The following is an 18265-nucleotide window of genomic DNA, read 5'->3' as shown; positions in this document are numbered from 1 at the left end:
GACGAACGAGACCAACGGGAATCGACACGGTTAGCGTGACAGACATGGATACGGATGTGAGCAGGTTCGGCACGGTCGAACCGGAGGAGCTGCCGGAGGACCTGCGGGAGCGGATCGAGGCGGTCGCGGAGAAATCCGGCTTCGTGCCCAACATCTTCCGTGCGCTGGGGCACCGGCCCGCGGAGCTGCGGGCGTTCCTCGACTACCACGACGCGCTCATGGAGCGGCCCAGCGGCCTGAGCAAGGCCGAGCGCGAGTTGGTGGTCGTGGCGACGTCCGGCGCCAACCACTGCACGTACTGCGTGGTCGCGCACGGTGCGATCCTGCGGATCCGGTCGAAGGAGCCCGAGCTGGCCGACCGGGTCGCGACGAACCCGTGGCGGGTGGAGCTGGACGAGCGGCAGCGCGCGATCGTCGACCTGGCGCTGGCGCTGGCCCTGGCGCGGGACTCGGCGCTGTTCGGTGAGCGGCACCTCGCGGCGGCCAGGGAGGCGGGTCTCACCGACGACGAGATCTGGGACGTCGGCGCCATCACGGCGCTGTTCGCGATGTCCAACCGGCTGGCGCACCTCACCGCGCTGCGCCCGAACCCGGAGTTCTACTCGATGGGCCGGTGACGGCTCGCGTGGTTCACAGCGACAGCCGCCAGGTCTCGGCGACCAGGTCCTTGCCCCAGCTGTGGTGCGGGGTGCTGCTGGTCAGGACGAACCCGGCGGCCGTGTAGATCCGGCGCGCCGCGGTGAGGTTCCGCTGGGTCCACAGTTCCAGGGCGGAGTAGCCGGCGGAGCGGGCGAACTCGACGCATTCGGCCACCAGGCGCCTGCCGACACCGGATCCGCGGCCCGCCGGTTCGACGAGCAGCAGCCGTAGTTTCGCCGTGTGCTCGTCGGCACCGGGCATGCAGAACACCGAGCCGACGCGTTCCCCGCCCAGTTCGGCGATCCATGCCGCCTGCCGGGCAGCGCCTCCCGTGCCCTCCCCGCCCACCGCGGCGGCGTAGTCGGCGACGATGCCCGCGACGAGCGCCTCGAAGGTGGCGTCGAACCCGTACTCCCGTGCGTACAGCTCGCCGTGCCGGTGGACGACCCAGCCGTAGTCGCCCGGCCGTGGTGGCCGGAGCATGAGCGTGCGGTCCCTCGGCCGTTCGCCGAGCAGTCCGGTGATCGTGCCCATGGCGCGGAGCAGGCGCTGCTGGTCGTGGTCGTCGAGGGTGCGCAGGAGGTCACCGATCTGGGTGTCGGTGCGCTGTTCGAGTTCCGCCTGCGCGGCGCGGCCCGCCTCGGTCAGCTCGACCGTCTGCCTGCGGGCGTCGGTCTCGGAGCGCTCGCGGACGAGCAATCCCCGGTTCTCCAGCCTGGCGAGCAACCTGCTGGCGTACCCGGCGTCCAGACCGAGGCGGCGCCGCAGCTCGGTCACCTCGCGGACGCGGCCCCTGGCCAGCTCGTACAGCACGCGGCTCTCGCCGAGGGAGTACGGCGTGCCCACCAGCCCTTCGTCGAGGACGCCGATCAGGCGCGTGTAGAAGCGGTTGAACGCGCGGAGGTGTGCCGTCCGCTCGGCCAGGTCGTTCATTGACCACCTCAACAGATTCGTTGACTTGGTCAAAGAATAGGGCAACCGGGCGTCGAAGTCCCGCAGAAATTGGAAACCCCGTGATGCTGCCAGGTCGGGGGTCCGCCAGCATCACGGGGTCATCAGGGGTATCGACGCCACCTCGCGGGGCGTTACACCCTCGACTGATTGTAATCTAGATCACACGCGAACCCTGGCCGCGACGCGGCCGCGTCTGCGCGATCGCGATGAGCTCCTGGTGGACGGTCGCGGTCGCGGCGTTGTCGATCGCCCGGTTCAGCGCCCTGCGGGTACGCGCCTCGGCGCGGCGGGCACGGAGCTTGGCGGCGATGTTGTTCATCGGTGTCTGCATCCCCTTGGGGTCTTCGGCGGCTGTGTCCTCCAGTATGCACCTTTTTTCACAAAGTCGCCATTGATCGTCCGGTGATGCTCGTTACGCGCCGAAAGATCATCGGCCGAATCGCGGTATCGCCCGCTATCTCTCCTTATTGGACTGTCTAGATTCAACGCTAGATAGCCCTAGGCATCCTTAGTCCTGGGAGCGGCCGAGCAGGTAGTTGCCGAAGTGCGGCACCGTGAACGCGATGTGCCCCCGCTCCGCGGAGTACACGAGCCCCTTCTTCATCAGGCTGTCCCGCGCGGGAGACAGCGACGAGGGCTTGCGGCCCAGGTAGACCGCCACGTCGGAGGTGCCCGCGCTCTCGTCCCGGCCCTGGGTCAGCTCCGCCATCGCCAGCAGGTACTCGCGCTCGGCCGGCGTCGCGCGCTCGTACCGTGAGCCGAAGAAGCCCACCGCCAGCTCGGCCTCCGCCTCCGGAGCGGCGACGCGCACGTCCTCGGCGGTGATCGGGTCGGCGGGCGCGGCGTCCCACGCCGCCTTGCCGTAGGCCTGGATGAAGTACGGGTAGCCGCCCGAGGTCGTGAACAGCGCGTCGAGTGCCTCCGGCGTGATCGAGGCGTCCTCCCGCTCGATCGGTGCCACCACCGCGGTGTCGGCGTCCGCGCGCTGCAGCCGGTCGATCCTGGCGTACCGGAACAGCCGCTCGGAGTACGACTTCGAGGCCGACAGCACGGCGGGCACATGGGGCAGGCCCGCACCGACCACCACGAGCGGCGCCCCCGACTGGGACAGCTCGTGGCAGGCCGCGCACAGCGCCGACACGTCGCCAGGGGCGAGGTCCTGCATCTCGTCGATGAGCAGCGCCACCCCGGTGCCCACGTCGGCCGCCAGCTCGGCCACGTCGGTGAACAGCTCCACCAGGTCGATCTCGATGTCGCCGGAGTCGGCCCTGCCCTGCGCCGCGGGCACGTCGATGCCGGGCTGCCAGCGGTCGCGCAGCTTCGTGTCCGGCATGCTCGCCTTCAGCGCGAACGCCTTCAGCACCGCGAGGACGTCGTCGACCCGGTCGGGCGCGCGGTGGCGTACGGCGAGGTCGCGGACCGCCCGGTGCAGCGCGGCCGACAGCGGCCTGCGCAACTCGGCGTCGGGGCGGGCCTCGATCTTGCCGGTACCCCAGCCGCGGCGCAGCGCCATCGAACGCAGCTCGCCGAGCAGCACGGTCTTGCCCACCCCGCGCAGCCCGGTGAGCACCAGGCTCCGTTCGGGCCGCCCTCGCGAGACCCGTTCGAGCACGACTTCGAAGGCCTTCAGCTCGCGTTCGCGCCCGGCCAGTTCCGGCGGGCGCTGTCCGGCTCCGGGGGCGAACGGATTCCGCACGGGGTCCATCGCTAGGACACTATTGGGTTTTCTAGCTCTCGCGCGATAGTCCGCCAGAAACCGCTACCCGCGTGTCATGAGTGGCTCGTTACGGGCGAAACACGTCAGCAACGAGCCACTCATGACATTCGCGGTTCGCTTGGACGTCACTCGGTCGTGTCAGGGTCGGGCGACCCGACGACTGGGAGGTAACAGGCGATGAGACGTGTATCGGGGACGCTCGTGGCGGTCCTCGTGGCCGCGCTGCTCGGCGGCGCGACCGCGCAGGCGGGCACCCGCGTGCATCCGAAGGAGCTCGACATCCAGGCCCACCGGGGCGGGCTCGGGCTCACCGTGGAGGGGACCCTCGACGCGTTCGCGCGGGCGATGGAGCTCGGGGTGACCACGCTGGAGCTGGACATCCAGATCACCGAGGACGGTCGCGACGTGATCACCCACGACCGCAGGATCAACCCGGCGAAGTGCGCCGACACCGCTCCGGTGACCCCGGGTGACCCGGAGTACCCCTACGCGGGCAAGTACATCAAGGACCTCACGTTCGCCCAGGTGCGGACGCTCGACTGCGGCTCGCAGCGGTTGCCCGGCCATCCGGACCAGCGGCTCTCGCCCGGTGCGAAGATGCCGACGCTCGCCGAGCTGTTCGCGCTCGCGCGCGAGCACCGGGCGTGGCACCTCCGCTTCAACATCGAGACCAAGGTGGAGGCGGCGGCACCGCACGAGACCGCGCCGCGTGAGCAGTTCGTCGACCGTGTCGTGCGCGAGGTCCGCCAGTCCCGCTTCGCGCGCAACGTGACGATCCAGAGCTTCGACTGGGGCACCTTGATGCTGATGCGCGAGCGCGCGCCGGAGTTCCCGCTGGTCGCGCTCACCGTGCCGAACTTCCTGCAGGTCGGGCAGCCAGGCAAGTCGCCGTGGCTCGGCGGGCTGGACATCGACGACTTCGGCGGCAGCCCGGTGCGGGCGGTGCGCACGTTCGGTGCCAGCGCCCTCTCCCCCGTGCATGGCAACCCGCAGGGTGGCTCGGTGACCGACCCGGGCTACGTCCCCTTCACGACCAGGGAACTGGTCGAGGAGGCGCACGCGGCCGGGATCAAGGTGGTGCCGTGGACGGTCAACGACAAGGCGACCATGCACAAGCTGATCGACGACGGCGTCGACGGGATCATCACCGACTACCCGGACCGGTTGCGTGAGGTGGCCGCCGAGCGCGGGTTCAAGCTGCCGAAGGCCTACCCGGAGCGCGGTCGCTGCTAGCGGCACCTAGCCTTCTCTACCCCTGTCTAGTCCACACGCTAGACAGGGGTAGAGGTCGCTAGCGCGCCGAGGAGTGAAGTGGGCGGAGAGCGGGTAGCTTCCGGGCGCAAGCTAACCCGGCAGACAGGAAGGTCGCGATGATTCTCCGTCGAGTGGCGCGCCCGCTTCTCGCGTCCATGTTCATCACCGGCGGCATCAATGCCCTGCGCGACGCGGAGGGCCACGCACAGGCCGTCAAGCCCGTGATCGACAAGACCGTCGACCAGGCCGGCGACTCCGTTCCGGAGGCGGTGCCCACCGACCCGGTCACGCTCGTCCGCATCGACGGGGCCGTGAAGCTCGCCGCGGGCACGCTGCTGGCCCTGGGCAAGTTCCCCCGCCTGGCCGCGGGCGCGCTCCTCGCGAGCCTCGTCCCCACGACCGCCGCGGCGCACCGGTTCTGGGAGATGGACGGCGACGACCGCCAGCAGCAGACCATCCAGTTCCTGAAGAACACCAGCCTGGCGGGCGGGCTGCTGCTCGCCGCGGCCGACACGGAGGGCAAGCCGTCGGTCGGCTGGCGTGCCAAGCACGCGGTGCGTGAGGCGGGCAAGCAGGTGCAGGGCACGACCGACGCCGTGCAGAAGAACGTGCAGAAGTCCCAGAAGAACCTGCAGAAGTCGGCAGGCAGGGCAGGGGCCAAGGCAGGCAAGGCCGCCGGGAAGGCCGGGAAGGCCACCGGCAGGGCAGGCAAGGTCACCGGGAAGGCGAACCGGACGTTCGCGCTGTCCCGATGACCTCGCCGCGGGTCACTTGCTGGCGACCTTGCGGTACTGGGCGGTGGCGAGCGGAGCGAAGATCGCGATGATCACCACGCAGCTCAGTACCGCGTAGAGGGCCGCGTTCTCCGCGGGCCACCCGGACGGCTCCGGCCAGCCCGCCGGACTGCTGTTGCCGAACAGGTCCCGGGTGGCGTTGACGGCTGCCGTGAACGGGTTCCAGTCGGCGATCGAGCCCAGCACGCCAGGCAGGCTCTCCTGCGGGACGAACGCCGACGAGATGAACGTCAGCGGGAACATCCAGATCAGGCCCGCGCTGTTGGCGACCTCGACGCTGCGGGAGATCAGGCCGATGTACGCCCCGACCCACGACAGCGCGAACGCGAACAGCAGGATCATCAGGTAACCGAGGACCGCGTCGACCACGCTGCCACGGATCCGCCAGCCGATGAGCAGGCCGCAGATGCTCATCACGACGAGCACCACGACGCTGAGCACCTGGTCGGCGGTCGTGCGGCCGAGGATCACCGCGAGCCGGGACATCGGCAGCGCGCGGAACCGGTCGATGATGCCCTTCTGCAGGTCACTGGCGAACCCGATGACGGTGTAGGACGAGTTGAACGCGACCGTCTGGGCGAAGATGCCGGCGATCAGGAACTCCCGGTACTCGCCGCCGTCCGCCCCCGGACCGCCGATGGCGCCGCCGAACACGTAGGCGAACATCAGCACGAACATGATCGGGAACGCGGTCGCGCCGAGCAGCCACTCGGGGTTGCGCCGGACGTTCATCACGTTGCGCCAGGTCACGACCCCGGCGTCGGAGAACATCTTGGTGACGTTCACCGGCTCACCTCCTCGGCCTGGGTGGTCGCGTGCCCGGTGAGCGAGAGGAACACGTCGTCCAGCGTCGGGCGGTGCAGTGCGACGTCCTGCACCACGACGCCGCGCGCGTCGAGCAGCCGGAGCGCCTCGACCAGCGCCTTGGGGCCGGTGTCCACCAGCACGTCGGCGCGCCGCGTGTGCTCGTCGACCGCCGGTTCACCGACACCCACCTGCCCCAGCACGTCCGCCGCGGCCACCAGTTCGGCGGGCTCGGAGACGACCAGCTCGAGCCGCTCCCCGCCGATCTGGCTCTTCAGCTCGTCGGCGGTGCCCCTGGCGATGACCTTGCCCTTGTCGATCACCACGATCGAGTCGGCGAGGTGGTCGGCCTCCTCGAGGTACTGCGTGGTCAGCAGCACGGTGGTGCCGTCGGCGACCAGCTCCTTGATGACCTCCCACATCTCGATCCGCCCGCGCGGGTCGAGCCCGGTGGTCGGTTCGTCGAGGATCACCACGGCGGGTTCGGCCACGAGCGCGCCCGCGAGGTCGAGCCGCCGCCGCATGCCGCCGGAGTAACCCTTCGACGGCCGGTCGGCGGCCTCCTCCAGCTGGAACCGGGTGAGCAGCTCCCTGGCCCGTGTCCTGGCAGCCGCCTTCTTCTTCCCGTAGAGCCTGCCCACCAGGTACAGGTTCTCGAAGCCGGTCAGGTTCTCGTCGACGGCCGCGTACTGGCCGGACAACCCGATCGAGCGCCGGACGGCGTCGGGCTCGGCCACCACGTCGTGCCCCGCCACGACCGCCGTACCCGCGTCCGGCTTGAGCAGCGTGGTGAGGATCCGCACCGTGGTGGTCTTGCCCGCGCCGTTCGGCCCGAGCAGGCCCAGCACCCGTCCGGGCTGGACGTCCAGGTCCACCCCGTCGAGCGCGCGCGTCGAGCCGTAGGACTTGGCCAGGCCGCGGGCGCTCACCGCGGCCTGTCCGTTGATTCCGGACATGGCGCCACCCTAGGAGCCGGTACCGACAAAAGTCGCGCGATTTGGCCCTCGGCTGAGTTCGTGTCTACTTTTCCAGGATCGCCGTGACACCCTGCCCGCCCGCGGCGCAGATCGACACCAGGCCGCGGCCCGAGCCCTTCTCGTGCAGCAGCTTCGCGAGCGTGCCGACGATCCGGCCGCCGGTCGCCGCGAACGGGTGGCCCGCGGCGAGCGAGGAGCCGTTGACGTTCAGTTTGGCGCGGTCGATCGAGCCGAGCGGCGCGTCCATGCCCAGCTTCTCCTTGGCGAACGCCGGATCCTCCCACGCCTTGAGCGTCGCGAGCACCTGCGAGGCGAACGCCTCGTGGATCTCGTAGAAGTCGAAGTCCTGCAGCGAGAGCCCGGCCTTGGCCAGCATCCGGGGCACCGCGTAGGCGGGGGCCATGAGCAGGCCTTCGTCGCCGTGCACGTAGTCGACGGCCGCGGTCTGGGAGAAGGTCGTCAGGTACGCGAGCACCGGCAGGTTGCGCTCCTTGGCCCACTCCTCCGTCGCCAGCAGCACGGTCGAGGCGCCGTCGGAAAGCGGGGTGGAGTTGCCCGCCGTCATCGTGCCCTCCGGCCCGCCGAAGACCGGCTTGAGCTTCCCGAGCTTCTCCGCGGTGGAGTCGGCACGCAGGTTCTGGTCCCTGGTGAGCGTGAGGAACGGGGTGAGCAGGTCGTCGAAGAACCCGCGGTCGTAGGCCGCGGCGAGCCGCTGGTGGCTGGTGGCGGCCAGCTCGTCCTGGTCCTGCCTGGAGATGTCCCAGGCGTTCGCGGTGAGCGACGCGTGCTCGCCCATCGAAAGGCCGGTGCGCGGCTCCGCGTTCTGCGGGATCTCCGGCACGATGTGCCCCGGCCGCAGCTTCGCGAGCAGCTTGAGCCGCTGCCCCATCGACTTGGCGGCGTTGAGCTTCACCAGCAGCCTGCGCAGGTCGTCGTTGACGGCGAGTGGAGCGTCGCTGGTGGTGTCCACGCCGCCCGCGATGGCCGAGTCGAGCTGGCCGAGCGCGATCTTGTTGGCGACGTTGATGATCGCCTGCAGGCCGGTGCCGCACGCCATCTGCACGTCGGAGGCAGGGGTGGCCGGGGACAGCCTGCTGCCCAGCACGCACTCGCGGGCGAGGTTGAAGTCCCGCGCGTGCTTGAGCACCGCGCCCGCGGCGACCTCGCCGATCCGCTCGCCCTGCAGGGAGAAGCGGCTGACCAGGCCGTCGAGCGCCGCGGTGAGCATGTCCTGGTTCGACGCGTCGGCGTAGGGACCGTTCGAGCGGGCGAACGGGATCCGGTTGGCTCCGACGATCGCCACCCTGCGGATGCCCTGCCCGGCCGGCTTGGCGGTCCTGCTCCTGCTCGCCCTGCTCCGGCCGCTTCCCGGCTTCTGCGCTGAGGTCATGGCTCCTCCTGGTCAGCGTTCTCGCACCCGCTGGAAGTGTAACCTACTGGCGAGTAGGTTACACTGCGAGTGGCACAATCGAACGTGGAGGCTCCCCATGGCGGACAGGTATCAGCAGTTCACCAAGACACCGGTCGGCAAGTTCCTGGTGCCGAAGCTCGGCCTGCCGAACCCGCCCACGCTCCGGCGGTACCGGCCGGGGCAGCCCGCTCTCGATGGTCCCGCACTCGTGGGCTCCGCGCCGGGTGGGCGGCTGGAGAAATCCGTGCGCGCCCAGCTGGCCGACGCGGGGATCGAGGTGCTCGGCTCACCCGCGGCCGACGACACCCGGTACGGCGCGCTCGTGTTCGACGCCACCGGCATCACCGACCCCGCGCGGCTGCGGGAGATGTACGCGTTCTTCCACCCGGTGATCCGGAAGGTCGGCGCCTGCGGTCGCGTCGTCGTGCTCGGCACCCCACCCGAACTGGCCGAGGGCCGCGAGCGCGTCGCCCAGCGCGCGCTGGAGGGTTTCGTGCGCTCGGTCGGCAAGGAGCTCAAGCGCGGTGCCACCGCCCAGCTCTGCTACGTCGCCGAGGGCGCGGAGGAGGCCGCCGAGTCCACCCTGCGGTTCCTGCTCTCCGCCAAGTCCGCCTTCGTCGACGGGCAGGTCGTGCGCGTCGGCGCCGCAGGCGTCAAGGCCGCCCAGCCGCCCGCGAGCTGGGAGCAGCCGCTCGACGGCAAGGTCGCCCTCGTCACCGGCGCGTCGCGGGGTATCGGCGCGTCCATCGCCGACGTGCTCGCCAGGGACGGCGCCCACGTCGTCGCCCTCGACATCCCGGCGCAGGGCGCGGACCTGTCCGAGGTCGCCAACCGCGTCGGCGGGTCGGCCCTGCAGCTCGACATCACCGCCGAGGACGCCCCCGCCAAGCTCGCCGCCTACCTCACCGAACGGCACGGCGGGGTCGACATCGTGGTGCACAACGCGGGCATCACGCGGGACAAGACCCTCGGCAACCTCGCCGAGTCCGCGTGGGACGCCGTGCTCTCGGTGAACCTGGTCGCGCAGCTCGCCGTCAACGACAAGCTGCTCGCCGACAAGGTGCTGCGCGCGAACGGCCGGATCATCGGCGTCGCGTCGATCGCGGGCATCGCGGGCAACGTCGGCCAGACCAACTACGCCACGAGCAAGGCGGGTGTCATCGGGATGGTCCAGGACGGCGCCCAGCGGCTCGCCGAGTACGGCGGCACGATCAACGCGGTGGCACCCGGTTTCATCGAGACCAAGATGACCGCGGCGGTGCCGATCGTCATCCGGGAGGCCGGGCGCAGGCTGTCCAGCCTCGCGCAGGGCGGGCTGCCGGTGGACGTCGCCGAGACCATCGCCTGGTACGCCAACCCGGCCTCGTCCGCGGTCAACGGCAACGTGGTCCGCGTGTGCGGCCAGGCACTGCTGGGAGCGTGACATGACGGTCAGGGAACTCGAGGCGACACCGAGCCTGGCGAAGCTCTACCCGAGGGCGGCGCTGGGCGGCCTGCGCGGCGGTTCCGGCGGCGACACCCTGCCGGACCTGCGGTACGTGCGTTCCGGGGTCACGGTCGATCCCGCCCATCTCGCCGCGTACGATCGGGTCTGCGGCTTCCGCCTCGCCGACGAGCTGCCGGCCACCTACCCGCACATCCTGGCCTTCCCGCTGCAGGTCGCGCTCATGACCGAGGACGCGTTCCCGTTCCCGCTGCTGGGCATGGTGCACGTGGCCAACCGGATCACGCAGCACAGGCCGGTGCGGGTCGGCGAGGAGTTCACCCTGAGCGTGCGCGCGGAGAACCTGCGCCCGCACGAGAAGGGCCGCCAGTTCGACGTGGTCAGCGAGCTGGCCACCGACGGTGCGCCGGTGTGGACCGACGTCAGCACGTACCTGCGCCGCGGTGGCGGCTCGGCGGACTCCAGGGAGGCGAAGGGTGGTTCCCGGACGCTGGCGCCGCCGTCGCCGAACGCGATCTGGCGGGTCCCCGGCGACATCGGGCGCCGCTACGGCGAGGTGTCCGGCGACCGCAACCCGATCCACCTGCACCCGCTCACGGCACGGGCGTTCGGCTTCCCGGCGGCGATCGCGCACGGCATGTGGACCAAGGCCCGTTGCCTCGCGGCGTTCGAGGGCAGGCTGCCCGGTGCGTTCACGGTCGACGTGCGGTTCAAGCTGCCGGTGCTGCTGCCCGCGAAGGTGGCGTTCACCTCGTGGGCGCAGCCGGACGGTGACCAGGGTGACGGGTGGGCGTTCGAGCTGTGGCACGCGCGCAAGCCGAAGCCGCACCTGGAGGGCACCATCTCGGCCGCTTAGCGCGTCATTCGGCCGGCTTCCACACCGCGCCTTCCACGAGGTCGTTGAAGCCGAGCCAGACCAGGTTCATCAGCCAGGACGCGAGCACGCCGTCGGGCACGTCGGAGTGGTCGAGCCACCAGTCGGCGAGGGATTCCGCCGCGCCCACGAGCGCGGCGGCCATGCCCTCGCCGGAGGACTCCGCCTGCTCGGCGAGGCCGCGCCGGGCACCTGCCGAGACGACGAGCGCCGCGACGAGTTCGATCGCGCGCTCGCGCATGGCGTTCACCTCGTCGGCGAACGGCCCGCCGACCGACATCGCCTGCCGGTGCAGCACCGTCCAGGACTCGCGGTACTCGGCGACGAAGGCGTAGAACGACCGCAGGCCGTGCCACAGCTGCATGTCGGGGGCCAGATCCGGCTTGATCCCCGCCTCCACCGCGGCGAGCAGCCGGTTGGCCTCCCGCCGGATGCAGTGGATGAACAGGTCCTCCTTCGCGCCGAGGTAGCTGTAGATCATCGGCTTCGAGACGCCGGCGACCTCCGACACCTCGTCCATCGACGCGGAGTGATAGCCGTGGCGCGAGAACACCTGCACCGCGGCATCCAGGATCTGTTTCTCCCTGACCGCCCTCGGTAGCCTTTTAGCCCGTTCGGGCGAGCGTCTTGCTTCCTCCGTCACGCCTGACCTCCTGTGCGGGAAACGCTACCGAACGGCTCCTTCCCACCCTAAATTCGGTCGGCTTGCCGGGGTGCCTACTCGCAAGTAACCTAACGGCGTGTCCGCGGAGAGCTGGTGGCGGCGACTGCGTTTTTCGCGGTCGGCGCGGCGACCGGAGAGCGGTGTGCCGAACGGCGGCGTCATCGACGACTTCGCGCGCGAGATCGACGTGCGGGCACTCGATGCCGGACAGTTCATCCGGCTTCTGGAAACGCTGCACATGCTGGGCACCGCGGGCGCGGGAGTGGAGTTGAGTTCCCTTTCCACCGAAGTGCTCGCCAGCATCGTCCAAAACGCGTCGAAGGAGCAGATCAGGGCTGTCGCCGAACACCAGGAATTGCGCTCGGTGTTTCTCGACGAGATTTTCCGGCGGATGTCGGAACATTTCCTGCCGGAAAAGGCGAGGCACGTGGACCTTGTCGTCAGCTGGCGATTCACCGACGGTGACGGCGAGGGCGGGTTCGACCGGTACCAGACGGTGATCGAGGACGGCGCCTGCGTGTCGGGTCCGGACCTCGGCCGCGCACCGGACACCACGATCACGCTGTCCGCGGAGGACTTCATCCGGATGGCCACCGGGAACGCGGCCGTCGCGACGATGTTCCTGACCGGCAAGGTCAAGGTGAAGGGCGAGTACGCACCGGCCGTGCGGTTCGGCACCTACTTCGACATCCCCCAGGCGTGACCGCCGGGCCGCTCACCAGGAGTCGATCACCGGGCGCGACGGCGGGTCGTCGTCACCGCGCCGCCGGTCGACCACCTCGCTGTCGACCACGATCACGCGGCCGTGCGACTGGTGGAACGCGCTCGGCGCGCGCCGCTCGATCCGGCGCAGCCACGCCTTGCGGAAGAGTCCCCTGGTCGGGGGCAGCAGCAGGAGCAGGCCGACGACGTCGCTGACGAAGCCGGGCACCAGGATGAACAGGCCGCCGAGGCCCACCAGCATGCCGTCGGTGATCTCGGCGTGGGCGGGCCGCCCCGCCCGGGCCGTGGCCGCGAAGGCGCGCGCCGCCTTCCCGCCCTCGCGCCGGGCGAGCCACGAGCCGAGGAACGCGCCGGCCAGCAGGACCCCCAGCGTGGGGAGGAACCCGATGACGGACGCGACCGCCCAGACGGCGGCCACCTCGGCGGCCACATAGAGCAGGAACACGACAGCCATACCCAGAACAACGCGTGACGTGCCCGATTTGCTCCCGGGACCGGTCGTGAGTGAGAAACGTGGTTAGAACAACGTTCCTCACTCACGACCAGGCCGGCTAGTACGTGATGGCCACGGCCGGGTCGGCGAGGATGGCACCGACGTCGGCCAGGAACTCCGAACCCTGCTGGCCGTCGACCACGCGGTGGTCGAAGCTCAGCGACAGCTGCATCACCTTGCGCACCGCGAGCTCGCCGTCCACGACCCACGGCATGTCCCGGATCGCGCCGACGGCCAGGATCGCCGACTCCCCGGGGTTGATGATCGGCGTGCCGGTGTCGACGCCGAACACGCCGACGTTGGTGATCGTGAACGTGCCGTTCAGCATGTCGGCGGGTGGGGTCTTGCCCTCCCGCGCGGTGGCTGTCAGCTCGTCGAGCGCGGCGGCGAGTTCCACCAGCGACATCCGGTCGGCGTCCCGGACCTTCGGCACGACGAGCCCGCGCGGCGTGGCCGCGGCGATCCCGAGGTGCACGTAGTCCTTGTAGACGATCTCGCCCGCCTCGTCGTCCCACACCGCGTTCACGTCGGGGGTCCGCCGGACGGCAAGGCACACCGCCTTCGCCGCGAACGCCAGCGGGGTGAGCTTGACGCCGGCGAACGCCCGGTCGCGCTTGAGCCGTTCCCGCAACTCCATCATCGGCGTCACGTCGATGGTGAGGAACTCGGTGACGTGCGGTGCGGTGAACGCGCTGTTCACCATCGCCTGCGCGGTCGCCTTGCGCACGCCCTTGATCGGCACGCGCCGCTCACGGGCTCCCGGCTCGGCGGGGGCGGCCGCCGGTGCCGGGGCCGCCGCCCCGCCGGCCGCCCGCTCGACGTCCTCGCGGGTGATGACGCCGCCCTCGGCGGAGCCGGTCACCGTGCGCAGATCGACGCCGAGGTCCTTGGCGAGTTTGCGTACCGGTGGCTTCGCCAGCGGCACGTACTCCTTCCCGGGTGTCGTGAGTGGCTCGTTACTGACGTTTTCCGTCAGTAAGGGGTCACTCACGGCAGTTCGCGGAGTCTCCACCGCGGCCGTGTCGGCGGCCTGGGCCACCTTGCGCGGGCGGCGCTTGGCGACCACGGTCTTGGACCCGTAGCCGACCAGCGGCTTCATCTCCTCCTCGGCGGCCTGCTGCTCGGCCGGTGCCTCCTTGGCGGGGGCCGAGCCGTTGCTGCCCTGCGGCGGCGCCCCGGCGCCGTCCGGATCGGTGTCGACGGTGAGGATCGGCGTGCCGACCTCCACCGTCTGCCCCGGCTCCACGTGCAGCTCGGTGACCACACCGGCCCACGGGATCGGCAGCTCGACAGCGGCCTTCGCCGTCTCGACCTCCACGACGATCTGGTTGACCTCGACCCGGTCGCCCGGCTGCACCCGCCAGTTCAGGATCTCGGCCTCGGTCAGCCCCTCGGCGGTGTCGGCGAGGGGGAACTGCTTGTAGTCAGGCATCTCTCTTGCTCTCCCTCACCACGCCAGCGCACGGTCGACGGCATGCAGTACCCGGTCGAGGTCGGGAAGGTAGTGCTCCTCCAGCTTCGACGGTGGGTACGGCGTGTCGAACCCCGTGACCCGCAGGACGGGAGACTCCAGCGAGTAGAAGCACTCCTGCTGCACCCTGGCCGCGATCTCCGAGGTGATCGACGACTCGGACGGTGCCTCGCTGACGGTGATCAGCCTGCCGGTGCGGCGCACCGACTCGAACACCGGCTCGAGGTCGAGCGGCGAGAGCGTGCGCAGGTCGATGACCTCCAGCGAGAGGTCGTCCTCGGCCGCGGCCGTCGCGGCGTCGAGGCACACCTTCACCGAGGGGCCGTACGCGACGAGCGTGGCCGTGCTGCCCTGCCGTACCGTGCGCGACGCGAACAGCGGGTCGGGCTCGGCCGCGGTGTCGACGGGCGCCTTCAGCGCGCCCGAGTGGTAGAGCCGCTTCGGCTCGAAGAAGAGCACCGGATCGTCGCACCGGATCGCCTGCTGGATCATCCAGTACGCGTCGACCGGGTTGGCGCACGAGACCACCTTGAGCCCGGCGATGTGCGCGAACAGCGACTCCGGCGACTCGGAGTGGTGCTCCACCGCGCCGATCCCGCCGCCGTACGGCACGCGGATCACGACCGGCACCTTGATGCCGCCCTGCGTCCGGTAGTGCAGCTTGGCGAGCTGGCTGGAGATCTGGTCGAAGCCGGGGAAGATGAACCCCTCGAACTGGATCTCGCACACCGGGCGGAAGCCGCGCACCGCGAGGCCCACCGCCGTGCCGATGATGCCGGACTCGGCCAGCGGCGTGTCGAGCACACGCTGCTCGCCGAAGTCCTTCTGCAGGCCGTCGGTGATCCGGAAGACGCCGCCGAGCTTGCCCACGTCCTCGCCCAGGACGAGCACCTTGTCGTCGGCCTCCATGGCCGCGCGCAGGCCGAGGTTGAGCGCCTTGCCGATGGTCAGGTTCTGCACGCTGCTGGTGGGCTGGTCCGCCGTGGACCGGACGGGTGCGGCCATCACCGCTCACCTCCCTCTGCGAACCCGGCGAGGTAGGCGAGGTGCTCCCGCTGCTGCGCCTCCAGCACCGGGGAGGGCTCCGCGTAGACGTTGGCGAAGATCCGCTCGGGTGGCGGATCGGGCATGTTGAAGCAGAAGTCGCGCAGGTCGGCGGCGAAGGCGTCGGCGTCGGCCTGCACCTGGTCGAAGAACTCCTGGTCGGCGCCGCCGGTGCGGGCGAGATGGACGCGCACCCGCTCGATCGGGTCCTTGTGCTTCCACACTTCCAGCTCGTCGGACAGCCGGTAGCGCGTCGGGTCGTCGGTGGTCGTGTGCGCGTCCATGCGGTAGGTGAACGCCTCGATGAGCACCGGCCCGTTGCCGTGCCTGCACTCGTCGAGCGCCCACCGCGTCACGGCGAGGCAGGCGAGGACGTCGTTGCCGTCCACGCGGATGCCGGGGAAGCCGTAGCCACGGGCGCGCTGGTAGAGCGGAAGGCGGGACTGGCGCTCGGTCGGCTCCGAGATCGCCCACTGGTTGTTCTGGCAGAAGAACACGACGGGCGCGTCGTAGACGGCCGACCACACGAAGCCCTCGTGCACATCGCCCTGGCTGGTGGCGCCGTCGCCGAAGTAGACGATGGTGGCCTCACCGTCGTCGTCGCCCACCTTGCCCTCGAACTTCTGCCCCATCGCGTAGCCGGTGGCGTTGAGGACCTGGTTGCCGATGACGATCGTGTACGGGTGGAAGCCGTGGGCCTGGAAGTCCCAGCCGCTGTGGTCGGTCCCGCGGAAGATGCCGAGCAGCTCCTTGAAGTCGACGCCGCGGGTGTACGCCACGCCGTGCTCGCGGTAGCTGGGAAAGGCCATGTCGGTCGGCCGCAGCGCCCGGCCGGAGCCGATCTGCGCGGCCTCCTGGCCGAGCAGCGGCACCCAGATGCCGAGCTGGCCCTGCCGCTGCATCGCGTTGCCTTCACGGTCGGCGCGGCGCACCAGCACCATGTCGCGGTACAGGCCACGCAGGGCCTCGGCGTCGATGTCGGAGACGTACGGATCGAAATGGGCGGAGGCGAGTCGTTCGCCTTCCGGGTTGAGCAGCTGAGTGAGCTCAGCGCCACCTTCTGTAGTTGCCCGCAAACCCGCTATCACCTGCTCTGGAGTCGGTTCCGCCGCTGTTGCGGCCGGTCCGGCGCCAGGCTCCGGGCGCGTCCACTGTTCGGGGGACGACATGCGCTTTCTCCTTGGTGTCGAGCCGCGCAGCCGCTTGTGGCGGCCACCGCGACTGCGCCGGCGGCCACCTGCGCATCGGATCCGTTGCGCTCGGGTGATCGTCGGCGGTGACGGTTCACGCCGAACATCCTGGCACGAACAGCCCGGGGCTGGTGACCCCCTGATTCCGATTTGTTGCCCGGAACTGGCAGTTGAGCTGCGGAAACGCTTGGATTACCGATCGTGGGTCCGCCGAAGGTCGGTGGTACGAGCCGCCCCGACCAGCGCTCGTGAGTGGCGACCGTGGTTCTAGCCACGCTTCGCACGCACGACCACCACGCTCCTGTGACCTGCGACACATCGCCTCCGTGCCACGATCGGGGGCATGGATGAACGAGTGGTGAGGGAGACCGTCCGGGACCTGTGGGCCCGCCCGGCGCTGGAGAGCCTGTCGGGGTTCGTCGAGATCCCGGCGCTCTCGCCCGCGTTCGACTCCGCGTGGGAACGCACCGGGCATCTCCGCGCCGCCGTCGAGCACGTGCGTGCCTGGCTCGCGCGGCGGCCGATCGAGGGGGCCACCGTCGAGGTCGTCGAGCTGCCCGGCCGAACCCCCGTGCTGCTGCTCGACGTGCCGGCCCGGGACGCGACCAACCCCGCGACCGCGGTCGTCTACGGGCACCTCGACAAGCAGCCCGCGGCGGGTGAGTGGTCCCCCGGCCTCGGTCCGTGGCAGCCGGTGGTCAAGGACGGCAAGCTGTACGGCCGCGGCGCGGGCGACGACGGCTACGCGGCGTACGCGGCGGCCGCCGCGCTGGAGGCGCTGCACGCGGCGGGGGGCAGGCACGCGCGGACGGTGGTGCTGCTGGAGACCGGTGAGGAGTCCGGCAGCCCCGACCTGGCGGCCTACCTCGACCACCTCGCCGGCCGGCTCGGCCACGTCGGCCTCGTCGTCTGCCTCGACACGGCGGGTGCCGACTACGAGCGGCTGTGGCTGGCCACCTCGCTGCGCGGCATCGCGTTCCTCGACGTCACCGTCCGCGTGCTGACCTCCGGCGTGCACTCCGGGCACGGCAGCGGGATCGTGCCCAGCTCGTTCCGCGTGCTCCGGGAACTGCTCGACCGCATTGAGGACCCGAGGACCGGCGAGATCAAGCTGGCCGAGTGCAACGTCGAGGTGCCGGCCGACCGGCTGGCCGAGGTGCGGCTCGCCGTCGCGGAGGGGTTCCACTCGCCGAGCCTGCCGCTCGCCGAGGGCGTGCGGATGGTCTCCGACGATCCCGTCGAGCTGGTGCTCAACAACACCTGGCGCACCACGCTGTCGGTGACCGGCGCGGCGGGGCTGCCCCCGTTGCTCGACGCGGGCAACGTGCTGCGGCCGTTCACGAGCCTGAAGCTGAGCTTCCGGCTGCCCCCGACCGCCGATTCCGGCGCCGCGCTGCGGGCCATCGAGAAGGCGCTCACCACGGACGTGCCGTTCGGCGCCCAGGTGGAGATCGGCAGGGCGGAGGCCGCGGACGGCTGGAACGCGACCCCGAGGGCGCCCTGGCTGGAGTCCACACTGGACCAGGTGAGCGAGCACGTGTTCGGGAAACCGTGGCGGGCGCTCGGGCTCGGTGGGACGATCCCGTTCCTCGGGCTGTTCGGCCGCGCCTACCCCGATGCGCAGTTCGTCGTCACCGGCCCGCGCGGCCCCGGCAACAATGCCCACGTGCCGGACGAGTGGCTGCACCTCGAGCAGACCGAGCGCGTCACCGAGGCGGTCGCCCACATCCTGCACGCCCACGCCACCGCCTGAACCGGCGGTGAGCAGTGAAGGCCACCTTCACTGCGTTCAACGCACTGAAGGTGGCCTTC

18 protein-coding genes are annotated in these 18265 nt (G+C 70.6%); 7 read left to right on the top strand and 11 right to left on the bottom strand.

Annotated features, from left to right (window positions below):
- Nucleotides 1-44: 44 nt before the first annotated feature.
- Nucleotides 45-617 carry a peroxidase-related enzyme gene (locus B0I33_RS13635; protein ID WP_106179120.1) on the top strand — a complete coding sequence of 191 codons (573 nt, stop codon included), beginning with the start codon at nucleotides 45-47 and terminating at the stop codon, nucleotides 615-617.
- Between the two features lie 13 nt (nucleotides 618-630).
- Here B0I33_RS13635 and B0I33_RS13630 read toward each other — a convergent pair whose 3' ends face one another.
- The 3 genes from B0I33_RS13630 to B0I33_RS13625 all read right to left on the bottom strand — a co-directional run bounded on the left by B0I33_RS13630 (nucleotide 631) and on the right by B0I33_RS13625 (nucleotide 3298).
- Complete coding sequence (locus tag B0I33_RS13630) at nucleotides 631-1572, bottom strand: bifunctional helix-turn-helix transcriptional regulator/GNAT family N-acetyltransferase (protein WP_106179119.1); 942 nt, start codon at nucleotides 1570-1572, stop codon at nucleotides 631-633.
- Between the two features lie 175 nt (nucleotides 1573-1747).
- The gene (locus tag B0I33_RS29950) at nucleotides 1748-1912 is read right to left on the bottom strand and encodes a hypothetical protein (protein ID WP_181193285.1); all 165 of its coding nucleotides are present in this window, start codon (nucleotides 1910-1912) and stop codon (nucleotides 1748-1750) included.
- 189 nt (nucleotides 1913-2101) lie between these two features.
- Nucleotides 2102-3298 carry an ATP-binding protein gene (locus tag B0I33_RS13625; RefSeq protein WP_106179118.1) on the bottom strand — a complete coding sequence of 399 codons (1197 nt, stop codon included), beginning with the start codon at nucleotides 3296-3298 and terminating at the stop codon, nucleotides 2102-2104.
- Between the two features lie 189 nt (nucleotides 3299-3487).
- Here B0I33_RS13625 and B0I33_RS13620 point away from each other — a divergent pair, with 189 nt between their 5' ends.
- A complete protein-coding gene (locus tag B0I33_RS13620) occupies nucleotides 3488-4543 on the top strand; it encodes a glycerophosphodiester phosphodiesterase (RefSeq protein WP_106179117.1) in 1056 nt (351 codons plus the stop codon).
- Nucleotides 4544-4695: 152 nt separating this feature from the next.
- Entirely contained in the window at nucleotides 4696-5319 is a 624-nt protein-coding gene (locus B0I33_RS13615) for a DoxX family protein (protein WP_245900656.1), read from the top strand.
- A 12-nt stretch (nucleotides 5320-5331) separates the two neighbouring features.
- On the opposite strand, the gene B0I33_RS13610 is transcribed toward B0I33_RS13615, so the two are convergent.
- The 3 genes from B0I33_RS13610 to B0I33_RS13600 all read right to left on the bottom strand — a co-directional run bounded on the left by B0I33_RS13610 (nucleotide 5332) and on the right by B0I33_RS13600 (nucleotide 8529).
- Nucleotides 5332-6129, bottom strand: coding sequence for an ABC transporter permease (locus tag B0I33_RS13610; RefSeq protein WP_106179425.1), 798 nt, complete (start codon nucleotides 6127-6129; stop codon nucleotides 5332-5334).
- A gap of 11 nt (nucleotides 6130-6140) precedes the next feature.
- A complete protein-coding gene (locus tag B0I33_RS13605) occupies nucleotides 6141-7118 on the bottom strand; it encodes an ATP-binding cassette domain-containing protein (protein WP_106179115.1) in 978 nt (325 codons plus the stop codon).
- A gap of 64 nt (nucleotides 7119-7182) precedes the next feature.
- Complete coding sequence (locus tag B0I33_RS13600; RefSeq protein WP_106179114.1) at nucleotides 7183-8529, bottom strand: acetyl-CoA C-acetyltransferase; 1347 nt, start codon at nucleotides 8527-8529, stop codon at nucleotides 7183-7185.
- 97 nt (nucleotides 8530-8626) lie between these two features.
- On the opposite strand from B0I33_RS13600, the gene B0I33_RS13595 reads away from it, so the two are divergent.
- Both B0I33_RS13595 and B0I33_RS13590 read left to right on the top strand, forming a co-directional pair.
- Nucleotides 8627-9973, top strand: coding sequence for a 3-oxoacyl-ACP reductase (locus B0I33_RS13595; protein WP_106179113.1), 1347 nt, complete (start codon nucleotides 8627-8629; stop codon nucleotides 9971-9973).
- 1 nt (nucleotide 9974) lies between these two features.
- Nucleotides 9975-10850, top strand: a complete 876-nt coding sequence (locus tag B0I33_RS13590) for a MaoC/PaaZ C-terminal domain-containing protein (RefSeq protein ID WP_106179112.1) — start codon at nucleotides 9975-9977, stop codon at nucleotides 10848-10850.
- 4 nt (nucleotides 10851-10854) lie between these two features.
- Here B0I33_RS13590 and B0I33_RS13585 read toward each other — a convergent pair whose 3' ends face one another.
- Nucleotides 10855-11511 carry a TetR/AcrR family transcriptional regulator gene (locus B0I33_RS13585; protein WP_106179111.1) on the bottom strand — a complete coding sequence of 219 codons (657 nt, stop codon included), beginning with the start codon at nucleotides 11509-11511 and terminating at the stop codon, nucleotides 10855-10857.
- 181 nt (nucleotides 11512-11692) lie between these two features.
- Between B0I33_RS13585 and B0I33_RS13580 the strand changes: the two genes are divergently transcribed.
- The gene (locus tag B0I33_RS13580) at nucleotides 11693-12235 is read left to right on the top strand and encodes an SCP2 sterol-binding domain-containing protein (RefSeq protein ID WP_245900701.1); all 543 of its coding nucleotides are present in this window, start codon (nucleotides 11693-11695) and stop codon (nucleotides 12233-12235) included.
- A 12-nt stretch (nucleotides 12236-12247) separates the two neighbouring features.
- Here the strand turns inward: B0I33_RS13580 and B0I33_RS13575 are convergent, their stop codons facing one another.
- The 4 genes from B0I33_RS13575 to pdhA form a co-directional block, all read right to left on the bottom strand.
- Nucleotides 12248-12709: an FxsA family protein gene (locus B0I33_RS13575; RefSeq protein ID WP_106179110.1), complete on the bottom strand. Its 462-nt coding sequence runs from the start codon at nucleotides 12707-12709 to the stop codon at nucleotides 12248-12250.
- A gap of 97 nt (nucleotides 12710-12806) precedes the next feature.
- Nucleotides 12807-14180 (bottom strand): dihydrolipoamide acetyltransferase family protein, encoded by a 1374-nt coding sequence (locus tag B0I33_RS13570; protein WP_106179109.1) that lies wholly within the window; start codon nucleotides 14178-14180, stop codon nucleotides 12807-12809.
- Between the two features lie 15 nt (nucleotides 14181-14195).
- Entirely contained in the window at nucleotides 14196-15224 is a 1029-nt protein-coding gene (locus tag B0I33_RS13565) for an alpha-ketoacid dehydrogenase subunit beta (protein WP_106179108.1), read from the bottom strand.
- A complete protein-coding gene (pdhA, locus tag B0I33_RS13560; RefSeq protein ID WP_106179107.1) occupies nucleotides 15224-16432 on the bottom strand; it encodes a pyruvate dehydrogenase (acetyl-transferring) E1 component subunit alpha in 1209 nt (402 codons plus the stop codon). The genes B0I33_RS13565 and pdhA overlap by 1 nt, the downstream gene beginning before the upstream one ends.
- A gap of 364 nt (nucleotides 16433-16796) precedes the next feature.
- Here pdhA and B0I33_RS13555 point away from each other — a divergent pair, with 364 nt between their 5' ends.
- Nucleotides 16797-18206 carry a M20/M25/M40 family metallo-hydrolase gene (locus B0I33_RS13555; RefSeq protein ID WP_181193284.1) on the top strand — a complete coding sequence of 470 codons (1410 nt, stop codon included), beginning with the start codon at nucleotides 16797-16799 and terminating at the stop codon, nucleotides 18204-18206.
- The last annotated feature ends 59 nt before the right edge of the window (nucleotides 18207-18265 follow it).

It is taken from the genome of Prauserella shujinwangii (assembly GCF_003001955.1).
Lineage (GTDB): Bacteria > Actinomycetota > Actinomycetes > Mycobacteriales > Pseudonocardiaceae > Qaidamihabitans > Qaidamihabitans shujinwangii.
This window is presented reverse-complemented; position numbering and strand designations above follow the sequence as displayed.